The organism is Methylobacterium sp. J-077 (assembly GCF_022829365.1).
Classification (GTDB): Bacteria; Pseudomonadota; Alphaproteobacteria; order Rhizobiales; family Beijerinckiaceae; genus Methylobacterium.
The window spans coordinates 25,118-41,949 of the sequence record NZ_JAKSYJ010000258.1; the positions used below are offsets into that span (position 1 = coordinate 25,118).

The window sequence follows — 16,832 nt, forward strand, 5'->3', positions numbered from 1 at the left end:
GTTTCTGCCACGTTGCAGCACGGATTACCGGTGTCTATCACCCGTTTGACACACCGGGAGCCAAAGCGGTGGCCGGGCCGAGGAGCCCGCGCAGAAGACCGCGGCACGTCGCAGAAGGGGCACACGTCATGGAGCGCGAATCACCGATCACGGCCGTCGAGGCCGTGAGCGACGACACGCATGCCGACGGCTTCCGGGGTGGAATGGAGCCGGGCGTGCCCGCCCCTCACTCCCCGGTCATGGCCTGGAACGAGTGGGACCCGCTGGAGGAGGTGATCGTCGGATCCCTCGACGGCGCCACCATCCCGACCCACCACCTGACCGTGATCTTCAACCTGCCGCGGGCGGCCCAGCCGTTCTACCGCTTCGCCAGCGGCTGGAAATACCCCAAGTTCATGAAGAAGCTGGCGCAGCAGGAACTCGACAATTTCATCAAGATCCTGGCCGGCGAGGGCGTCAAGATCCGCCGTCCCGACGCGGTGGACTTTTCCCGCACATTCAAGGCCCCGCGCTGGACTTCCCGGGGCTTCTGCGTCGCCTGCCCGCGCGACCCGTACCTGGTCATCGGCGACGAGATCATCGAGAGCCCGATGTGCTGGCGTTCCCGGTACTTCGAGGGCGACGCCTACCGGTCGCTGTTCAAGGAATATTTCCGCGCCGGCGCCCGCTGGACCTCGGCCCCGCGGCCGCAGCTGACCGACGACCTCTACAATTACGATTACCGGGTGCCGAACCTGAAGGCCGGCGAGCCGATGCAGTTCACTGTCAACGAATTCGAGCCGGTCTTCGACGCCGCCGACTTCGTCCGCTGCGGCCGCGATCTGTTCGTGACCCGCTCCAACGTCACTAACCTGATGGGCATCGAGTGGCTGCGCCGTCACCTCGGCCCGGGCTTCCGCATCCACGAGATCGAGAGCCGCTGCCCGCAGCCGATGCACATCGACTCGTCGTTCATGCCGCTCGCTCCCGGCAAGGTGCTGGTGAACCCGGACTATATCGATGTCGAGAAGCTCCCCGCCGTGCTCAAGAAGTGGGACGTGCTGATCGCCCCGCGCCCCGACCCGGTCGAGGGCTTCATGAGCAAGATCTCGATGTGCTCGCCCTGGACCTCGATCAACGTCCTGGCCATCACCGAGAAGAAGATCGTCGTCGACCAGAGCCAGCCGACGCTGATCAAGGCGCTCAAGGATTGGGGCTTCGACCCGATCCCGGCGCCGTTTCTGAGCTACGGCCCGTTCGGCGGCTCGTTCCACTGCGCCACCCTCGACGTCCGCCGCCGCGGCGTGCTGAAGTCGTATTTTTAGGACTTGAGCCGTCGCCCTCCCTCTGCACGGGAGAGGGCGACGCGGCGGTCAGGGCCCAGAAATGCCGTCGATCAGCGCCTTGTTGAACCCGTCGGGATCCGACATCTGCGGCGCGTGGCCCAGCGCCGGGAACTCAACGAGCCGGGCCCCCGGGATCGCCTTCGCGGCAGCCTTGCCGAGTTCGGGGTAATTCCCGAGTTTGCCGCGCATCTCCGGCGGAGCGAGGTCCTTGCCGATCGCCGTGTTGTCCTTCTGGCCGATCATCAGCAGGGTCGGCACCGCGATCTGCGGCAGCCGGTAGACCACCGGCTGGGTCAGGATCATGTCGTAGAGGAGCGCCGAGTCCCAGGCGACCGCCTCTTTGCCCGGGCCGGCGTTGAGCCCGGCCAGCATCCTCACCCAGGGCTCGTAGCGGGGCTCCCACTGGCCGGCATAGTAGGTCGCGGTCTCGTAGGCGCGGATCGACTCCGCCGAGACCTTCAGCTCGCGCTGATACCATTGCTCCACCGAGACCGGGGGCACGCCCTTGGCGCTCCAATCCTCCAGCCCGATCGGGTTCACCAGCACCAGCTGCGCCACATCCGTCGGGTACATCAGGGCGTAATGCGCGGCCAGCATGCCGCCGGTGGAGTGGCCGACCAGGATCGGCCGCGCGATCCCGAGCCTGTCCAGCAGGGCACGGGTGTTCTCGGCGAGCTGGCGGAACGTGAACTGGTACGCGGCCGGCTTGCTCGACTTGCAGAAGCCGATCTGGTCCGGTGCGATCACCCGATAGCCGGCCCCGGTCAGCGCCCGGATCTGGCTCTCCCAGGTCGCCGCGCAGAAATTCTTGCCGTGGAGCAGCACGACGGTGCGCCCGTTCGGGTTTTCCGGTGCGGCATCGATGTAAGCCATCTCCAGCGCCTGGCGCTGCGACGGGAATGTGAAGCGCTGCACCGGGAAGGGGTACTCGAACCCTTCGAGTTGCGATCCAAACGACGGTGTCGGCAGCCGGTTGGCCGACGCAGCGCCGGGGTACCCCAGGACCAGTATGAGAGATGCAAGGACGGATCGAAGCATGAGCTACCTGGAAACCTGACCGACATGAGGCGCCGCGTTGTCCGCTCAGATTGGGCATCCTGGCCAGCCTGTCCAATCGTCGGTGACACGCATCTTCGCGACCGCGCCAGCCCGCGCTATCTCTGAGACGTCCCGCCGTTCCCCAACGCGGTGCGCAGGAGCCTCGTCCCAATGCGCCTCCCCATTCTGGCAGTCCTCACCGGCGCCCTGATCCTCGCCGCGGTGCCGGCCCAGGCCGCGGATGCCTGCGACGCCCTCGCGGCCAAGGTGATCCGGATCACCGGCGCCTCGCTGGCCGGGCGGGAGGGCCCGTTCGCGGTGTTCCGCGCGCAGGATGCCGAGCGGATGAGCCTCGATTGCCGGGCGCCGGCCCGGATCACGATCGCCTCCCGGGACCGCGAGCCGCCGCGCGCCTACTTCACCCTGGTGGGGCTCGCCGCCCGAGCCCTCACCGGGGTGGATGTCCCCGCCGCGGAGGTGCTGGCGCTCAACCTCCATCAGGACAGCCTGCTGGCCGACGCGCCGCAGCGGGGCGGCACCGTCCGGGCGCTGATGCTGTGCGAGACCGGCCCCCGGGCGGATGGGCTGCGGGACGACCTCACGGTCTGCCGGGTCGCGCCCCGGGCCGGGGTTTCGCGAATCCGCCGCGCGGGGTAGAGCGCAGCCCATGTCGACACGCGAAACACCCGGCCCCGTCGTCCAAGTCGGCGCGGCGCGCTTTGCCAACCACCTGCCGCTGACGCTGATCGCCGGCCCGTGCCAGCTCGAAGGGCGCAACCACGCCCTGGAGATCGCCGCCGCCCTCAAGGAGATGGCGGCGGCCCTCGGGATCGGCCTCGTGTTCAAGACCTCCTTCGACAAGGCCAACCGAACCTCCGGCAGCGCGGCCCGGGGCATCGGTCTCGAAGGCGCCTTGCCGGTCTTCGCCGAGATCCGGGACACCCTGGGCCTGCCGGTGCTCACCGACGTGCACGCCGCCGAGCACTGCGGACTCGCCGCCGAGGCCGTGGACGTGCTGCAGATCCCGGCCTTCCTATGCCGCCAGACCGACCTGCTCCTGGCCGCCGCCGCCACCGGCCGGGCGGTCAACATCAAGAAGGGCCAATTCCTGGCGCCCTGGGACATGAAGCACGTCGCCGCCAAGGTGACGGAAGCCGGCAACCCGAACGTGATCGTCACCGAGCGCGGCGCCTCGTTCGGCTACAACACCCTGGTCTCGGACATGCGCAGCCTGCCGATCATGGCGCAGGTGACCCACGGCGCGCCGGTTGTGTTCGACGCCACCCATTCGGTGCAGCAGCCGGGCGGCCAGGGCGCCAGTTCCGGCGGCCAGCGGGAATTCGTTGCCGTGCTGGCCCGGGCCGCCGTGGCGGTCGGCGTCGCCGGGGTGTTCATCGAGACCCACCCCGATCCGGACCGGGCGCCCTCGGACGGCCCCAACATGGTGGCCCTGCGGGACATGCCGGCGCTCCTCGAGGAGCTGATCGCCTTCGACCGCCTCGCCAAGAAGCGCTCCGCCTGATCCGGGATCAGGCCGGCTGGAGCACGTGGATGCGCAGGGGCTGGACCAGGGCGTAGCGCCCGTCGGCCTCGCGCTCGGCCGCCTTGTGGAACGCGACCTCCACCACTGGCCGCCGCGCTTCGATCGTCGCCGCGCGGGTGGGATCGACCGCGCTGACCCGTGCCAGGAAGGCGTCGAGGGCGGCGAAGCTCTCGCGCCGCGCCACGGTCACGTCCTGCCGGCATAGAAAGGCGCCGCTCCCTAGCGCCGCCGCGATAGCGTCTTGGGCGGCGGCTCGCACTGCGGTCTCGTCCTCGATCGGCCGCAGGGCATCGAAGAAGCTGCCCTCCGCCAGCGGCTCCACCACCACCAGGGTCCCGCCCGGCGCCAGGATCCGGGCGGCCTCGGCAAGCGCTACGGCCGGGTCGGGCACGTGGTGCAGGGCGTTGAGCATCACGGCGCCGTCGAAGCTCGCATCGGGGAACGGCAGAGCCTCGGCGGAGGCGGCCTCGAACCGCGCAGACGGCACGGCGGCCCGGGCCTTCTCCAGCGCCGCCGCGCCCGGATCGATGCCCGTGACGGTCGCACCATCCTCGGCGAGCCGTTTCGCCAGGGTCCCCGGTCCGCAGCCGATGTCGAGGATACGCTTGCCGGAGAGCGGCGCGAAGGTGTCGCGGATCAGCGTCAGGGCATCCATCGTGTGGCTCTCCGGAACCGCGTTATTCGCAGCGCCCCTGCTCTTAAGCACTTTTCGATTGGAACAGGATGCGTGGCTCGGCGTCATCCCGGCTGATGCGCTTCGGGCGCGATCGTCTCGACGCGCGACCAAGGAGCCTCGACGAAGGACTTCGACCCGTCGGCGCCACGCAACGGAAAATATTCGCAAGACGATCGAGCGGCGGTCCGACGAGCTCAGGCACCAGACGTCGCCTCCAGACCGAGCGACGAAGATAAATTTCACACAGACCGCCGATCCCGTCGGAAATCGCCCGCGAAAACTTGGAACCCTTCGCCGAGCGGCCACGTTAATGGGCATGTTCGATCGAGGATCGAGAAGGAACATTATGCGCAAGATTGGTATCATCGCCACCGCAGCCGCCCTGGCTCTCGGCAGCGTCGCCGCCACGACCGGCGCCGAAGCCCGTCCCTACGGCTTCCACGGTGGCTACGGCCACGGGTATGGTCACAGCTATGGCTACCGGGGTGGACGTCGCGGCATCGGCACCGGTGCGGCCATCGGCCTCGGCATCGCCGGCCTTGCGGCGGGTGCGGTCGCCGCCGGTGCGGCGAGCAACTACTACAATGGCGGTGGTTATGGCCCGGTCTACGGCGCCCCGGCTTACGGCTATGGCGCTCCGGCCTATGGCTACTACGGCGCGCCCTACTAAGGACTGCGATCCAAACGGATCAGAAGGCGACCGGCGCGAGTCGGTCGCCTTTTTCGTGTCGGGCTCAGCGCCCGCGATAGGGAGCGACGCCGGTCTCGGGCAGCCAGATCGTCTTGGGCGCCTCGCCGGTCTGCCAGAACACGTCGATCGGGATGCCGCCGCGCGGGTACCAGTAGCCGCCGATGCGCAGGTAGCGCGGCTCCAGCAGGTCGCGCAGCCGCTTGCCGATCGCGACCGTGCAATCCTCGTGGAACGCCCCGTGGTTGCGGAAGGCGCCGAGATAGAGCTTCAGCGACTTTGATTCCACGAGCCAGTCGCCGGGCACGTAGTCGATCACCAAGATGGCGAAATCCGGCTGTCCGGTGACCGGGCAGATCGAGGTGAACTCCGGCGCGGTGAAGCGTGCCACATAGTCGGTGTCGGCATGCGGATTCGGCACCCGGTCGAGGCGGGCCTCGGTGGGCGAGGCGGGCAGCGCCGTGGGCTGGCCCAGCTGTAAGGTATCAGACGTGGTCATAGTGTCCCTATAAAGCCGGGCGCGGTCCAGCGCACCCATTCGCGCCACGACCCAATCTTTACCGTCCTCAGCCAGGGTCCGCGCGACCGTCAGTGTCGTCTGATGCGAGCCCCGGCACCATGCGTCTCACCGTCCTCGGGTTGATCGGCGTCATCACAGCTGCGACCGTCCCCGCCCAGGCCAGCGGGAACGACGCTGCTCAGCGCATGCTGGACGCCATGAGCCGACATGATCTCTGCGCTCGCAACGACAGGCAGTTGCGCAAGCTGAATCGGTCGCTATCCGCGGTGCCGATCCGGCATCCGGTTTCGGCGCGAGCACGGTAGGGTTGCGGCCCTGCACTGTCACGGCACGTGCACAGGCAGCGCCTACGCCAGTGCTTGCCGCCGGACGCGGCTTGACGGATAAGCCGCCGCGATGCGCCGCACCCCGGATCGGGGCTGCCGCCGCCGACAAGCGGCCCCGTGAGAGGACGTTCCATGACCGCGATCACCAATATCAGCGCCCGCGAGATCCTCGACAGCCGCGGCAACCCCACGGTCGAGGTCGATGTCCTGCTGGAGGACGGCTCGTTCGGACGCGCCGCGGTTCCGTCCGGCGCCTCCACGGGCGCGCACGAGGCGGTCGAGCTGCGCGACGGCGACCAGAGCCGCTTCCTGGGTAAGGGCGTGCTGAAGGCGGTCGAGGCCGCCCAGACCGAGATCCTGGACGCGATCGGCGGCATGGAGGCCGAGGAGCAGGTCGCCGTCGACGAGGCGATGATCGAGCTCGACGGCACCCCCAACAAGGCGCGCCTCGGGGCGAACGCGATCCTCGGCGTGTCGCTGGCGGTCGCCAAGGCTGCGGCCGAGGCCTCCGGCCTGCCGCTCTACCGCTATGTCGGCGGCGTGCAGGGCCGGGTCCTGCCGGTGCCGATGATGAACATCATCAACGGCGGGGCGCATGCCGACAACCCGATCGACTTCCAGGAATTCATGATCCTGCCGGTGGGGGCGGAGTCGCTCGCCGACGCCGTGCGCATGGGCTCCGAGGTGTTCCACACCCTCAAGGGCAAGCTGAAGAAGGCCGGCCACAACACCAATGTCGGCGACGAGGGCGGCTTCGCTCCGAACCTGCCGTCCGCCGAGGCCGCCCTCGACTTCGTGATGGACGCAATCACGGCCGCCGGCTTCAAGCCCGGCACCGAGATCGCCCTCGGCCTCGACTGCGCCGCCACCGAGTTCTTCAAGGACGGCGCCTACGCCTACGAGGGCGAGGGCACGATCCGTTCGATCGAGGCGCAGGTCGACTATCTGGCGCAGCTGGTGGCCAACTATCCGATCCTGTCGATCGAGGACGGCATGTCCGAGGACGATTGGGCCGGCTGGAAGCTCCTGACCGACAAGATCGGCGCACGCTGCCAACTCGTGGGCGACGACCTGTTCGTGACCAATGTCGAGCGCCTGTCCCGCGGCATCGCCGAGGGCACGGCCAACTCGATCCTGATCAAGGTCAACCAGATCGGCACGCTCACCGAGACCCTGGCCGCCGTCGATATGGCCCAGCGCGCCGGCTACACCGCGGTGATGTCCCACCGCTCCGGCGAGACCGAGGATTCGACCATCGCGGATCTCGCGGTCGCGACGAATTGCGGGCAGATCAAGACCGGCTCGCTCGCCCGCTCCGACAGACTGGCCAAGTACAACCAGCTGATCCGCATCGAGGAGGGCCTCGGCCCGCAGGCGCTCTACGCCGGCGCTTCGGCGATCAAGCATCTGGCGCGGGGCTGAGCGCGCCCGCGTCGTCTCTCGCCACCGTGCGGTGAGGGACGACATAAGCGGCTCGTCTTTCGGGCCCGGACGATCCCGAAAGCGACGGGTGAACGATCTCCCTCAAGATCGCTCGCCCGGACCGTCATTGCGAGCGCAGCGAAGCAACCCAGGGAACCGCAACATTCTGAGATTGCGCGCTGCACTGGGTTGCTTCGCTGCGCTCGCAATGACGGTGACATCACTCCGCCGGCAGCGTCCAGACCTTCTGCGGGCGCGCCAGGCCCCGCAACTCGATGACGCCCACGGCGTCCAGCGCCCGGCCGCACCGCTCCGCGAAGGAATCCGAGATCAGCAGCGAACGGCCGAGTACCTCGCACTGGCTCTCGATCCGGCTGGCCTCGTTCACCGCCCGCCCGATCACCGTGAAGTCGAGGCGCCGCTCCGTCCCGACATTCCCGTAGACCACCGTGCCGAAATGCACGACGCAATCGGCCGTCAGCTCCGGAAGCCCCGCTTCGCGGCGCCGGGCGTTGAGCGCGGCGTTGGCCGCGAGCCCGTCCGCGGCGGCGTCGAGGGCGCTGCTGCAGACCGGGCAGGGGAGGATGCCGGCATCGGCCACCGGGAAGATCGCCAGGAAGCCGTCGCCGAGGAATTTCAGGATCTCGCCACCGTGCCGGGCCACCGGATCGCCCAGCGCGTCGAAATGCGCGTTGAGCCACGTGACCATGTCGTAGGGATCGGCCCGGTCGGACAGGGCCGTGAAGCCGCGCAGGTCCGTCAGCAGGATCGCGGCCGGCACCGCCCGCCCCTGGCCGCGCTGGATCTGGCCGTCGAGCACCCGCTCCGCCGTCGAGCGCCCGAGATAGGTGGCCGTGACCTCGCGCAGGGTATGCCCCAAGCCGAGCTTGGCCACCGCGAGCGCGAGGACCGGCAGGACTTCGGCCACTGCCGCCAGGTCGGCCTGCGAGAAGCCCGCGCGCGCGCAGGTGCAGAACGAGAGCGCGACGCCGCGTAGCGCCGTGCCAGGTGCGAAGCCGACGATGTGGACCGCGTATTCGGTACCGCCCTCGGCGCGGAGGTCGTGCAGGACCGGATAGTCGGTCTCCGGCCCCGGGCTGTCGAGGCACCAGCGCCCAAACACCTCCTCGCGCTCCAGCATCGCGAAGATCGGGCTGCGCAGCCAATCCGCTTCCTGCTCGGCGCCGTGGGGATTGGGCACGAAGCTCAGGCCCTGGCCGAGATGCCAGTTCAAGCTGACGCCGCGCACCATCGGGTCGATGGCGGGCGTCATGACGCTGACCCGCCAGAGGGGGACGCCAGATTCGCACAAGCCCTCGCAGACCCGGGCGAGCAGCGTTTCGTAATCGTCGGTCGCGGTGGCGTGCTCGGCGATCCAGCGCGCCAGCTCGGTCATGTCCATCTGCGCGGGGTCGCTCCGTGATCCGGCCGAACAGGATCATACCCTACGGGCACGATCCGGCAGCCCCGAAAAGCTCCGTTAACCTTTCCGCGCGAGGTTCCCGCCATGGTCGTCCGCCGCCGCGTCAGAATGGTCGTCTTGCCCCTGGGTCTCTGGACCCTGTCGGCGCTCGTGGTCGGCTTCTTCGTGTGGCAGGCCGAGAGCGGAAACCGCGGCCTGGAAGCCAAGAAGGTGCTCAAGATCCGCGCCTACGGCCTGACGCAGGAACTCGCGGCCGTCCGGGAGGAGCGCGCGACTTGGGAACACCGGGTCGCGCTTCTGAAGAGCGACCAGATCGACCGCGACCTCCTCGAGGAGCGAGCCCGGATCGTGCTGGGCCGCGTCCACGCCAACGACGTCGTCATCATCACGCCCTGACGTCCCGGCGCGACCTTAGACTCCCTCTGACAAGAGCGCCTTCCTGTCAGAGCGTCAACCCTCGCTTTCCAAACGGTGCTGTCCTACACCCCGTTCCAGTCGCGTGGAATCACGGGGAGAGCGCCGATGGACGCTGCCAAGGAGCCTGCGAAGGACGCTTCGTCCTCGCAACCGCAGGTCGCGAGCCCGGAAGCCGGAAGCTCCCAGGCCGGAAGTCCTCAAGTCATTGAGGCGCACAAGCCTGCGCCGAACATGCCGCAATTCACCCGCGCGGAAGATCTCCACGCCTATCACGAGATGCTGCTGATCCGGCGCTTCGAGGAGAAGGCCGGCCAGCTTTACGGCATGGGCCTGATCGGCGGCTTCTGCCACCTCTATATCGGCCAGGAAGCCGTGGTGATCGGCATGCAGATGGCCTCGATCGACGGCGATCAGGTCATCACCGGCTATCGCGACCACGGCCACATGCTGGCCTGCGGCATGGACCCCAAAGGCGTCATGGCCGAGCTGACCGGGCGCCGGGGCGGCTACAGCCGCGGCAAGGGCGGCTCCATGCACATGTTCAGCCGTGAGAAGCAGTTCTTCGGCGGCCACGGCATTGTCGGCGCGCAGGTCTCGCTCGGCACCGGCCTAGCCTTCGCGGACCATTACCGGGAGAACGGCAAGGTCAGCCTCACCTATATGGGCGACGGCGCGGCCAACCAGGGCCAGGTCTACGAGAGCTTCAACATGGCGGCGCTCTGGAAGCTGCCGGTTGTCTACGTGATCGAGAACAACCGCTACGCCATGGGCACCTCGGTGGCCCGGGCCTCGGCGCAGACCGACTTCTCCAAGCGCGGCCTCTCCTTCGGCATCCCGGGCGAGCAGGTCGACGGCATGGACGTGCGTACGGTGCGCGAGGCCGCGGCGCGGGCGGTGGAGCACGCCCGCACGGGCCAGGGACCCTACATCCTGGAAATGCAGACCTACCGCTATCGCGGCCACTCCATGTCCGATCCGGCCAAGTACCGGACCAAGGACGAGGTCTCGAAGATGCGCGACGAGCACGACCCGATCGAGATGGTGCGCAGGCGCCTGCTCGAGCTGCACGGGGTGCCGGAAGCGGAGATCAAGGCGACCGACGCCAAGGTCCGCGAGACCGTGAACGCGGCCGCCGAGTTCGCCACCAACGATCCCGAGCCGGATCCCGCCGAGCTCTGGACCGACATCCTGCTGGATGCGCACGCCTAGCGCGTTCCCGAAACACTGGCCGCCCCGACCGATAGAGACGACCGCAGAGCTGAGCATGGCGACCGACATCCTGATGCCCGCCCTCTCCCCCACCATGGAGGAGGGCAAGCTCGCCAAGTGGCTGAAGAAAGAGGGCGATCCGATCAAGTCCGGTGACGTGCTCGCCGAGATCGAGACCGACAAGGCGACCATGGAGGTCGAGGCCATCGACGAGGGCGTGCTCGCCAAGATCCTGATCGAGGAGGGCACCGAGGGCGTCGCGGTCAACACGCCGATCGCCATCATCGCCGGCGAGGGCGAGGACGTGTCGGAGGCGGCCGCCAGCGGCGGCAAGCCGAAGCCCAACGGCGCCGGCGGTCACCCGGCGCCAACGCCGGACATGCAGGCCGAGGGCATGGCCGAGAAGCCGGCGCCGGCCGCGAAAACGGGCTCCGACGCCCCCAAGGCGCCCGCGGCGCCGGCCGTCATCACCAACAAGGCCGACGAGCCGGTGATGGAGGAGTTCCCGGCCAACACCCCGATGGTCACCACCACGGTGCGCGAGGCCCTGCGCGACGCCATGGCCGAAGAGATGCGCCGCGACGGCGACGTGTTCGTCATGGGCGAGGAGGTCGCCGAGTACCAGGGCGCCTACAAGATCACGCAAGGGCTGCTGCAGGAATTCGGCGCCCGGCGGGTGGTCGACACCCCGATCACCGAGCACGGCTTTGCCGGCATCGGCGTCGGCGCGGCGCTCTCCGGCCTGAAGCCGATCGTCGAGTTCATGACCTTCAACTTCGCCATGCAGGCGATCGACCACATCATCAACTCGGCGGCCAAGACGCTGTACATGTCCGGCGGCCAGCTCGGCTGCCCGATCGTGTTTCGCGGCCCCAACGGCGCCGCCGCCCGGGTCGGCGCCCAGCACAGCCACGATTACGCCGCCTGGTACTCGAACGTACCCGGCCTGAAGGTGATCGCCCCCTACACGGCCTCGGACGCCAAGGGCCTGCTCAAGGCCGCGATCCGCGACCCGAACCCGATCATCTTCCTCGAGAACGAGATCCTCTACGGCCAGTCCTTTCCGGTGCCGCAGCTCGACGACTTCGTGCTGCCGATCGGCAAGGCGCGGGTCCACCGCACCGGCAAGGACGTAACCATCGTGTCCTTCGCGATCGGCATGACCTACGCGCTCAAGGCCGCGCAGATCCTGGCCGAGGAAGGCATCGAGGCCGAGGTGATCGACCTGCGCACGATCCGGCCGATGGATTCCGAGACGGTGGTGCGCTCGGTCAAGAAGACCGGCCGCTGCATCACCGTGGAGGAGGGCTTCCCGCAATCCGGCATCGGCGCCGAGATCGTCGCCCGCCTGATGGTCGACGCCTTCGACTATCTCGATGCCCCGGTCCTGCGCATCACCGGCAAGGACGTGCCGATGCCCTACGCGGCGAACCTCGAAAAGCTCGCGCTGCCGAACGTGGCCGAGGTCGTCGAGGCGGCCAAGAGCGTCTGCTACAAGTGACGGGACCCGCGGGCGGCACCGCAGCGCCGTCCTCCCGCCCCGTCCGGGTTCGGAGACCAGCCGGCGCACCATGAGCCAGGATCCCACACAGGACTTCGTCGAACTCGCCGTGCCGCCGGACGCCCGTGCCCAGGGCGGCATCGAGGTGCTGCGCGCCGCCGTGGTGGACGGCGCCGTGAGCGTCGCCCTGCGCCGCTCCTTCGACGATCCCGCGATCTGGGGCCGGCTGCTGATCGACCTCGGCCGGCAGGCGGCCCGCGCCTACGCGCTGGAGACCGACATGTCGGAGGAGGAGGCGTTCGAGCGCATCCGCGCCGGCTGGGAGGCCGAGGGGCTCGACCCCGGCGGCTTCAACTAGCGATGGTGCCGACCATGGCTGTGGCCGCTCTCCATTCGGCAACCTACGCGGATCTCATGGCGGTGCCGGAGCATCTCGTGGCCGAAATCGTCGATGGGACGCTGGAGACGCATCCGCGGCCACGCCCACGACATGCGCTGGCGGTATCGGATCTCAACACCGTGCTGGGTCCGCCTTTCCGCCAAGGACGCGGCGGTCCCGGCGGCTGGCTCTTCATGATCGAGCCGGAGCTTCATCTCGGGGCCCATGTTGTCGTGCCGGACCTCGCCGGCTGGCGCCGACCTCGGATGCCGTCCATAACGGAGTCCGCGTATATTGAGACCCCACCGGACTGGGTCTGCGAGATCCTCTCGCCCTCGACAGCCCGGCTCGATCGAGGCCCGAAGCGCCGCATCTACGCCGAAGCGGGAATCGGCCATCTCTGGCTGCTCGATCCGGGTGAAGGTTTTCTGGAAGGTTTTGGCCTCGCGGACGGGCGCTGGGTGGTCTTGGCCACCGTCCAGCGCGGCGAGACCGTAGCGCTGCCGCCCTTCGACGCCGTCCCGTTCCCCCTCGACGACCTGTTTCCCTTCGACGATCCGGCCGCCCCGGCCTTGCCCGAGACCTGATGCCATGCCGATCAACGTGCTCATGCCCGCCCTCTCGCCGACCATGGAGAAGGGCAACCTCGCCAAGTGGCTGAAGAAGGAGGGCGACGCCGTGAAGTCCGGCGATGTCCTCGCCGAGATCGAGACCGACAAGGCGACCATGGAGGTCGAGGCCATCGACGAGGGCGTGCTCGCCAGGATCGTCGTGCCCGAGGGCACCGCCGACGTGCCGGTCAACGACCTGATCGCGGTGATCGCCGCGGAGGGCGAGGATCCGTCGAGCGTGCAGGCCGCGGGCGGCGGCAACGGCAAGGCCCAGCCGGAGGCCAAAGGCGAGGCGAAATCGGCCGCCGCGCCGTCGCCGGCCGACCAGAACACCACGCCGGGCGGCGGCCACATGTCCTACGAACGGGTGAACGAGGCGCCGGAAGGTGCGCAGCCCAGCGGCAGCCCGCAGCCCCAGGGCGCCGGCGGCCGGCTGTTCGCGTCGCCGCTCGCGCGCCGCATCGCCAAGCAGGAGGGCGTCGACCTCGCCGCCGTTGAGGGCACCGGCCCGCACGGCCGTATCATAGCCCGCGACGTTCAGGCCGCCAAGGCGTCCGGCATCACCAAGGCGCCGGCACCGCAGTCCGCCGCCGAGGCGCCCAAGACGGCCGCGCCGGCCCCGAAGGCGGCCCCCGCTGGCGGTGCGCCGGCCGGCCTCACCCTCGATCAGGTCCGGGGCTTCTACGCCAAGGGCTCGTACGAGGAAGTGCCGCTGGACGGCATGCGCAAGACCATCGCCAAGCGCCTCACCGAGGCGATGCAGGTCGCCCCGCACTTCTACCTGACGGTGGATTGCGAGCTCGACGCGCTGATGAAGCTGCGCGAGACGCTCAACGGCTCCGCGGCCAAGGACAAGGACGGCAAGCCCGCCTTCAAGCTCTCGGTGAACGACTTCGTCATCAAGGCGATGGGCCTCGCGCTGACCCGGGTGCCGGCCGCCAACGCGGTCTGGGCCGAGGACCGGGTGCTGCGCTTCAAGCATGCCGAGGTCGGCGTCGCGGTGGCGATCGACGGCGGTCTGTTCACCCCGGTGATCCGCCGGGCCGACGAGAAGACGCTGTCCACCATCTCCAACGAGATGAAGGACTTCGCCGCCCGCGCCCGCGCCAAGAAGTTGAAGCCGGAGGAATATCAGGGCGGCGTCACCTCGGTGTCGAACCTCGGCATGTTCGGGATCAAGCACTTCACCGCGGTGATCAACCCGCCGCAATCGAGCATCCTGGCGGTGGGCGCGGGCGAGAAGCGCGTCGTCGTGAAGGACGGGGCGCCGGCCGTGGTCCAGGTGATGACCTGCACCCTGTCGTGCGACCACCGGGTGCTCGACGGGGCGCTCGGCGCAGAGCTGGTCTCGGCCTTCAAGGGGCTGATCGAGAACCCGATGGGCATGCTGGTGTAGGCAGCGTGCAACTGGATGAGCAATTATATTATTCGGGGTATTTGAATGACGACGGATGGCCGCGACAACAAGGGTGGAACGCCCAAGAAGGAAGATCCACCCAAGCCCGACAAGGAACAACCCAAACCCGTCAAAAATCAGCCCCTTCGCAGTATGATTTTTGATCACGACATTGAAGGCTCTGATAAAATCGAGAAGCGCGAACAGCCCAATCGGCCCAAAAAGCTCGATGAGTGACAGTTTAGAAATAGAAGAAATTAAAAGTTATCGCAATCGATTGGTCGATTTACGCCAAAAATCTAGCGAAACCGCCTCGTCAACTATCAGAACTATAAGCCTAGGACTTAGTCTTACAATTTATGGCTTCGTGTTTAGCCCATCAACCAACGCTGTATGGCAAAAATATTCTATCTATTTCCTTCTGGGCGCGGTGTGCGGAGTTTTGAGTTCTCTCAGCGACGTTCTACAGAGCTTGTATGAAAGAAAGAGCGCCGTCGAAGTACTTAATTTCTTACGTGATCAGAGAGAAGCCGGAGCCACTCCCGACGCAGCTGAATTAGAGGATTACAGAAGTCGCCATGGGGGCCAGATAGCCAGCTTCCTACTCTTGAAGCGTGCCATTTTGGCACTTGTAGGCAGCTCATCGATAATCGTCGCGGTCGTTGTCGCCATCAAGAATCAATAGGTATAGCAAATGTCCGACACCTACGACGTCCTCATCATCGGCGCCGGGCCGGGCGGCTACGTCACGGCGATCCGGGCGGCGCAGCTCGGCTTCAAGACCGCCGTGGTCGACCGCGAGCATCTCGGCGGCATCTGCCTGAACTGGGGCTGCATCCCCACCAAGGCCCTGCTCCGCTCCGCGGAAATCTATCACTACTTCCAGCACGCCGGCGATTACGGGCTGACCGCCGAGAAGGTCGGGTTCGACACCGCCGCGATCGTGAAGCGCTCCCGCGGCGTCTCGGGCCGGCTCAACGGCGGCGTCGGCATGCTGCTCAAGAAGAACAAGGTCGACGTGATCTGGGGCGAGGCCGCGGTCGACAGCGTCGCGAAGGGCAACCAGCCCGGTCAGGTCACCGTGACGGAGAGCAAGCGCGCCGAGCCGCCGAAGGGCGCCAAGGGCGCCGGCACCTACGGCGCCAAGCACATCATCGTGGCGACCGGCGCCCGCCCCCGGGCGATCCCCGGGATCGAGCCCGACAAGACGCTGATCTGGACCTACTACGAGGCCATGGTCCCGGAGACGATGCCCAAGAGCCTGCTGGTGATGGGCTCGGGCGCGATCGGCATCGAGTTCGCCTCGTTCTACCGCACCATGGGCGCCGAGGTGACCGTGGTCGAGCTGCTGCCGCAGATCCTGCCGGTGGAGGATGCCGAGATCGCCGGCCTCGCCCGCAAGCGCTTTGAGAAGCAGGGCATCAAGATCCTCACCGGCGCCAAGGTCACGAAGGTCGAGAAGGGCGCGAACTCCGTCACGGCGACCATCGAGGGCGGCGACGGCAAGACCCAGCAGATTACCGCGGAAAAACTGATCTCGGCGGTGGGCGTGGTCGGCAACATCGAGAATATCGGCCTGGAGAAGCTCGGGGTTAAGATCGACCGCGGGATCGTGGTGACGGACGGGCTCGGCCGCACCAACGTGCCCGGCCTCTACGCGATCGGCGACGTCGCCGGCCCGCCGATGCTCGCCCACAAGGCCGAGCACGAGGGCGTCCTCTGCATCGAGACGATCAAGGGCCTGCACACCCACCCGATGGACAAGGCCAAGATCCCGGGCTGCACCTATTGCCAGCCGCAGATCGCCAGCGTCGGGCTGACCGAGGCCAAGGCCAAGGAGCAGGGCTTTGCCGTGAAGGTCGGCCGGTTCCCCTTCGCGGGCAACGGCAAGGCGATCGCGCTGGGCGAGCCGGACGGGCTGATCAAGACCGTGTTCGACGCCAAGACCGGCCAGCTGCTCGGCGCCCACATGGTCGGCGCCGAGGTGACCGAGCTGATCCAGGGCTACGTGGTGGCGATGAACCTGGAGAGCACCGAGGAGGAACTGATGCACACGGTGTTCCCGCACCCGACGCTCAGCGAGATGATGCACGAGAGCGTGCTCGACGCCTACGGGAAGGTAATCCACACCTGACGTTCGATACGGCGCCGGGAAACAATCGACGAAGGGCGTGACGAGCCCTTCGTCGGCCCGCATCCCACCGCAGTCCGTTGGGCTGCACCGCAGCCGCGAAGGGGGGTCAAGGAATCGCGCAGCCGACCAGAGGGCGCCTCCGAAGCTCGCTTCGCTCACCCCTCCCGAAAAAGGGCCCGATGGAAACGCCCTCTCCGTTAGCTGCTAGGTCGGCGACTCGGTGT

General features: G+C 67.8%; 19 protein-coding genes. 15 read left to right on the forward strand and 4 right to left on the reverse strand.

What is annotated here, in order from left to right; all coding sequences use genetic code 11:
* Positions 1–128: 128 nt before the first annotated feature.
* A complete protein-coding gene (locus tag MKL11_RS32705) occupies positions 129–1,304 on the forward strand; it encodes an amidinotransferase (RefSeq protein WP_243951518.1) in 1,176 nt (391 codons plus the stop codon).
* 48 nt (positions 1,305–1,352) lie between these two features.
* Here MKL11_RS32705 and MKL11_RS32710 read toward each other — a convergent pair whose 3' ends face one another.
* Entirely contained in the window at positions 1,353–2,363 is a 1,011-nt protein-coding gene (locus tag MKL11_RS32710; protein WP_243951520.1) for an alpha/beta fold hydrolase, read from the reverse strand.
* Between the two features lie 171 nt (positions 2,364–2,534).
* Between MKL11_RS32710 and MKL11_RS32715 the strand changes: the two genes are divergently transcribed.
* Positions 2,535–3,020, forward strand: coding sequence for a hypothetical protein (locus MKL11_RS32715; RefSeq protein WP_243951523.1), 486 nt, complete (start codon positions 2,535–2,537; stop codon positions 3,018–3,020).
* 10 nt (positions 3,021–3,030) lie between these two features.
* Positions 3,031–3,885 carry a 3-deoxy-8-phosphooctulonate synthase gene (gene kdsA, locus MKL11_RS32720; protein WP_243951525.1) on the forward strand — a complete coding sequence of 285 codons (855 nt, stop codon included), beginning with the start codon at positions 3,031–3,033 and terminating at the stop codon, positions 3,883–3,885.
* Between the two features lie 7 nt (positions 3,886–3,892).
* On the opposite strand, the gene MKL11_RS32725 is transcribed toward kdsA, so the two are convergent.
* The gene (locus MKL11_RS32725; RefSeq protein WP_243951527.1) at positions 3,893–4,561 is read right to left on the reverse strand and encodes a class I SAM-dependent methyltransferase; all 669 of its coding nucleotides are present in this window, start codon (positions 4,559–4,561) and stop codon (positions 3,893–3,895) included.
* 367 nt (positions 4,562–4,928) lie between these two features.
* Between MKL11_RS32725 and MKL11_RS32730 the strand changes: the two genes are divergently transcribed.
* A complete protein-coding gene (locus tag MKL11_RS32730; protein ID WP_243951530.1) occupies positions 4,929–5,252 on the forward strand; it encodes a hypothetical protein in 324 nt (107 codons plus the stop codon).
* 64 nt (positions 5,253–5,316) lie between these two features.
* Here the strand turns inward: MKL11_RS32730 and queF are convergent, their stop codons facing one another.
* A complete protein-coding gene (gene queF, locus MKL11_RS32735; protein WP_243951532.1) occupies positions 5,317–5,769 on the reverse strand; it encodes a preQ(1) synthase in 453 nt (150 codons plus the stop codon).
* Between the two features lie 119 nt (positions 5,770–5,888).
* Here queF and MKL11_RS32740 point away from each other — a divergent pair, with 119 nt between their 5' ends.
* Together MKL11_RS32740 and eno are read left to right on the forward strand one after the other, a co-directional pair.
* Positions 5,889–6,095 (forward strand): hypothetical protein, encoded by a 207-nt coding sequence (locus MKL11_RS32740; protein ID WP_243951534.1) that lies wholly within the window; start codon positions 5,889–5,891, stop codon positions 6,093–6,095.
* Between the two features lie 153 nt (positions 6,096–6,248).
* Complete coding sequence (gene eno / locus MKL11_RS32745; RefSeq protein ID WP_243951536.1) at positions 6,249–7,538, forward strand: phosphopyruvate hydratase; 1,290 nt, start codon at positions 6,249–6,251, stop codon at positions 7,536–7,538.
* Positions 7,539–7,758: 220 nt separating this feature from the next.
* Here the strand turns inward: eno and MKL11_RS32750 are convergent, their stop codons facing one another.
* Positions 7,759–8,940, reverse strand: a complete 1,182-nt coding sequence (locus tag MKL11_RS32750) for an adenylate/guanylate cyclase domain-containing protein (RefSeq protein WP_243951538.1) — start codon at positions 8,938–8,940, stop codon at positions 7,759–7,761.
* Positions 8,941–9,045: 105 nt separating this feature from the next.
* Between MKL11_RS32750 and MKL11_RS32755 the strand changes: the two genes are divergently transcribed.
* The 9 genes from MKL11_RS32755 (at position 9,046) to lpdA (ending at position 16,608) form a co-directional block, all read left to right on the forward strand.
* Entirely contained in the window at positions 9,046–9,357 is a 312-nt protein-coding gene (locus MKL11_RS32755; RefSeq protein ID WP_243951541.1) for an FtsB family cell division protein, read from the forward strand.
* A 126-nt stretch (positions 9,358–9,483) separates the two neighbouring features.
* Positions 9,484–10,587, forward strand: a complete 1,104-nt coding sequence (gene pdhA / locus MKL11_RS32760) for a pyruvate dehydrogenase (acetyl-transferring) E1 component subunit alpha (RefSeq protein ID WP_243951543.1) — start codon at positions 9,484–9,486, stop codon at positions 10,585–10,587.
* 55 nt (positions 10,588–10,642) lie between these two features.
* Positions 10,643–12,088, forward strand: coding sequence for a pyruvate dehydrogenase complex E1 component subunit beta (locus tag MKL11_RS32765; RefSeq protein ID WP_243951545.1), 1,446 nt, complete (start codon positions 10,643–10,645; stop codon positions 12,086–12,088).
* 70 nt (positions 12,089–12,158) lie between these two features.
* A complete protein-coding gene (locus MKL11_RS32770) occupies positions 12,159–12,446 on the forward strand; it encodes a DUF5076 domain-containing protein (protein ID WP_243951547.1) in 288 nt (95 codons plus the stop codon).
* Between the two features lie 14 nt (positions 12,447–12,460).
* The gene (locus tag MKL11_RS32775; protein ID WP_243951549.1) at positions 12,461–13,054 is read left to right on the forward strand and encodes a Uma2 family endonuclease; all 594 of its coding nucleotides are present in this window, start codon (positions 12,461–12,463) and stop codon (positions 13,052–13,054) included.
* Positions 13,055–13,058: 4 nt separating this feature from the next.
* A complete protein-coding gene (locus tag MKL11_RS32780; protein ID WP_243951550.1) occupies positions 13,059–14,474 on the forward strand; it encodes a pyruvate dehydrogenase complex dihydrolipoamide acetyltransferase in 1,416 nt (471 codons plus the stop codon).
* Positions 14,475–14,519: 45 nt separating this feature from the next.
* Positions 14,520–14,711: a hypothetical protein gene (locus tag MKL11_RS32785; protein ID WP_243951552.1), complete on the forward strand. Its 192-nt coding sequence runs from the start codon at positions 14,520–14,522 to the stop codon at positions 14,709–14,711.
* Entirely contained in the window at positions 14,704–15,159 is a 456-nt protein-coding gene (locus tag MKL11_RS32790) for a hypothetical protein (protein ID WP_243951554.1), read from the forward strand. Before MKL11_RS32785 ends, MKL11_RS32790 begins: the two co-directional genes overlap by 8 nt.
* A gap of 9 nt (positions 15,160–15,168) precedes the next feature.
* Positions 15,169–16,608 (forward strand): dihydrolipoyl dehydrogenase, encoded by a 1,440-nt coding sequence (lpdA, locus tag MKL11_RS32795; protein ID WP_243951557.1) that lies wholly within the window; start codon positions 15,169–15,171, stop codon positions 16,606–16,608.
* Positions 16,609–16,832 lie beyond the last annotated feature (224 nt).

Coding starts and splice junctions, on each gene's coding strand:
- MKL11_RS32765 (WP_243951545.1), top strand. CDS start 10,643: ATGGCGACCGACATCCTGATGCCCGCCCTCTCCCCCACCATGGAGGAG.
- kdsA (WP_243951525.1), top strand. CDS start 3,031: ATGTCGACACGCGAAACACCCGGCCCCGTCGTCCAAGTCGGCGCGGCG.
- MKL11_RS32780 (WP_243951550.1), top strand. CDS start 13,059: ATGCCGATCAACGTGCTCATGCCCGCCCTCTCGCCGACCATGGAGAAG.
- MKL11_RS32770 (WP_243951547.1), top strand. CDS start 12,159: ATGAGCCAGGATCCCACACAGGACTTCGTCGAACTCGCCGTGCCGCCG.
- MKL11_RS32705 (WP_243951518.1), top strand. CDS start 129: ATGGAGCGCGAATCACCGATCACGGCCGTCGAGGCCGTGAGCGACGAC.
- MKL11_RS32750 (WP_243951538.1), bottom strand. CDS start 8,940: ATGGACATGACCGAGCTGGCGCGCTGGATCGCCGAGCACGCCACCGCG.
- MKL11_RS32775 (WP_243951549.1), top strand. CDS start 12,461: ATGGCTGTGGCCGCTCTCCATTCGGCAACCTACGCGGATCTCATGGCG.
- MKL11_RS32715 (WP_243951523.1), top strand. CDS start 2,535: ATGCGCCTCCCCATTCTGGCAGTCCTCACCGGCGCCCTGATCCTCGCC.
- pdhA (WP_243951543.1), top strand. CDS start 9,484: ATGGACGCTGCCAAGGAGCCTGCGAAGGACGCTTCGTCCTCGCAACCG.
- MKL11_RS32710 (WP_243951520.1), bottom strand. CDS start 2,363: ATGCTTCGATCCGTCCTTGCATCTCTCATACTGGTCCTGGGGTACCCC.
- MKL11_RS32740 (WP_243951534.1), top strand. CDS start 5,889: ATGCGTCTCACCGTCCTCGGGTTGATCGGCGTCATCACAGCTGCGACC.
- MKL11_RS32755 (WP_243951541.1), top strand. CDS start 9,046: ATGGTCGTCCGCCGCCGCGTCAGAATGGTCGTCTTGCCCCTGGGTCTC.
- eno (WP_243951536.1), top strand. CDS start 6,249: ATGACCGCGATCACCAATATCAGCGCCCGCGAGATCCTCGACAGCCGC.
- queF (WP_243951532.1), bottom strand. CDS start 5,769: ATGACCACGTCTGATACCTTACAGCTGGGCCAGCCCACGGCGCTGCCC.
- MKL11_RS32790 (WP_243951554.1), top strand. CDS start 14,704: ATGAGTGACAGTTTAGAAATAGAAGAAATTAAAAGTTATCGCAATCGA.
- MKL11_RS32730 (WP_243951530.1), top strand. CDS start 4,929: ATGCGCAAGATTGGTATCATCGCCACCGCAGCCGCCCTGGCTCTCGGC.
- lpdA (WP_243951557.1), top strand. CDS start 15,169: ATGTCCGACACCTACGACGTCCTCATCATCGGCGCCGGGCCGGGCGGC.
- MKL11_RS32725 (WP_243951527.1), bottom strand. CDS start 4,561: ATGGATGCCCTGACGCTGATCCGCGACACCTTCGCGCCGCTCTCCGGC.
- MKL11_RS32785 (WP_243951552.1), top strand. CDS start 14,520: ATGACGACGGATGGCCGCGACAACAAGGGTGGAACGCCCAAGAAGGAA.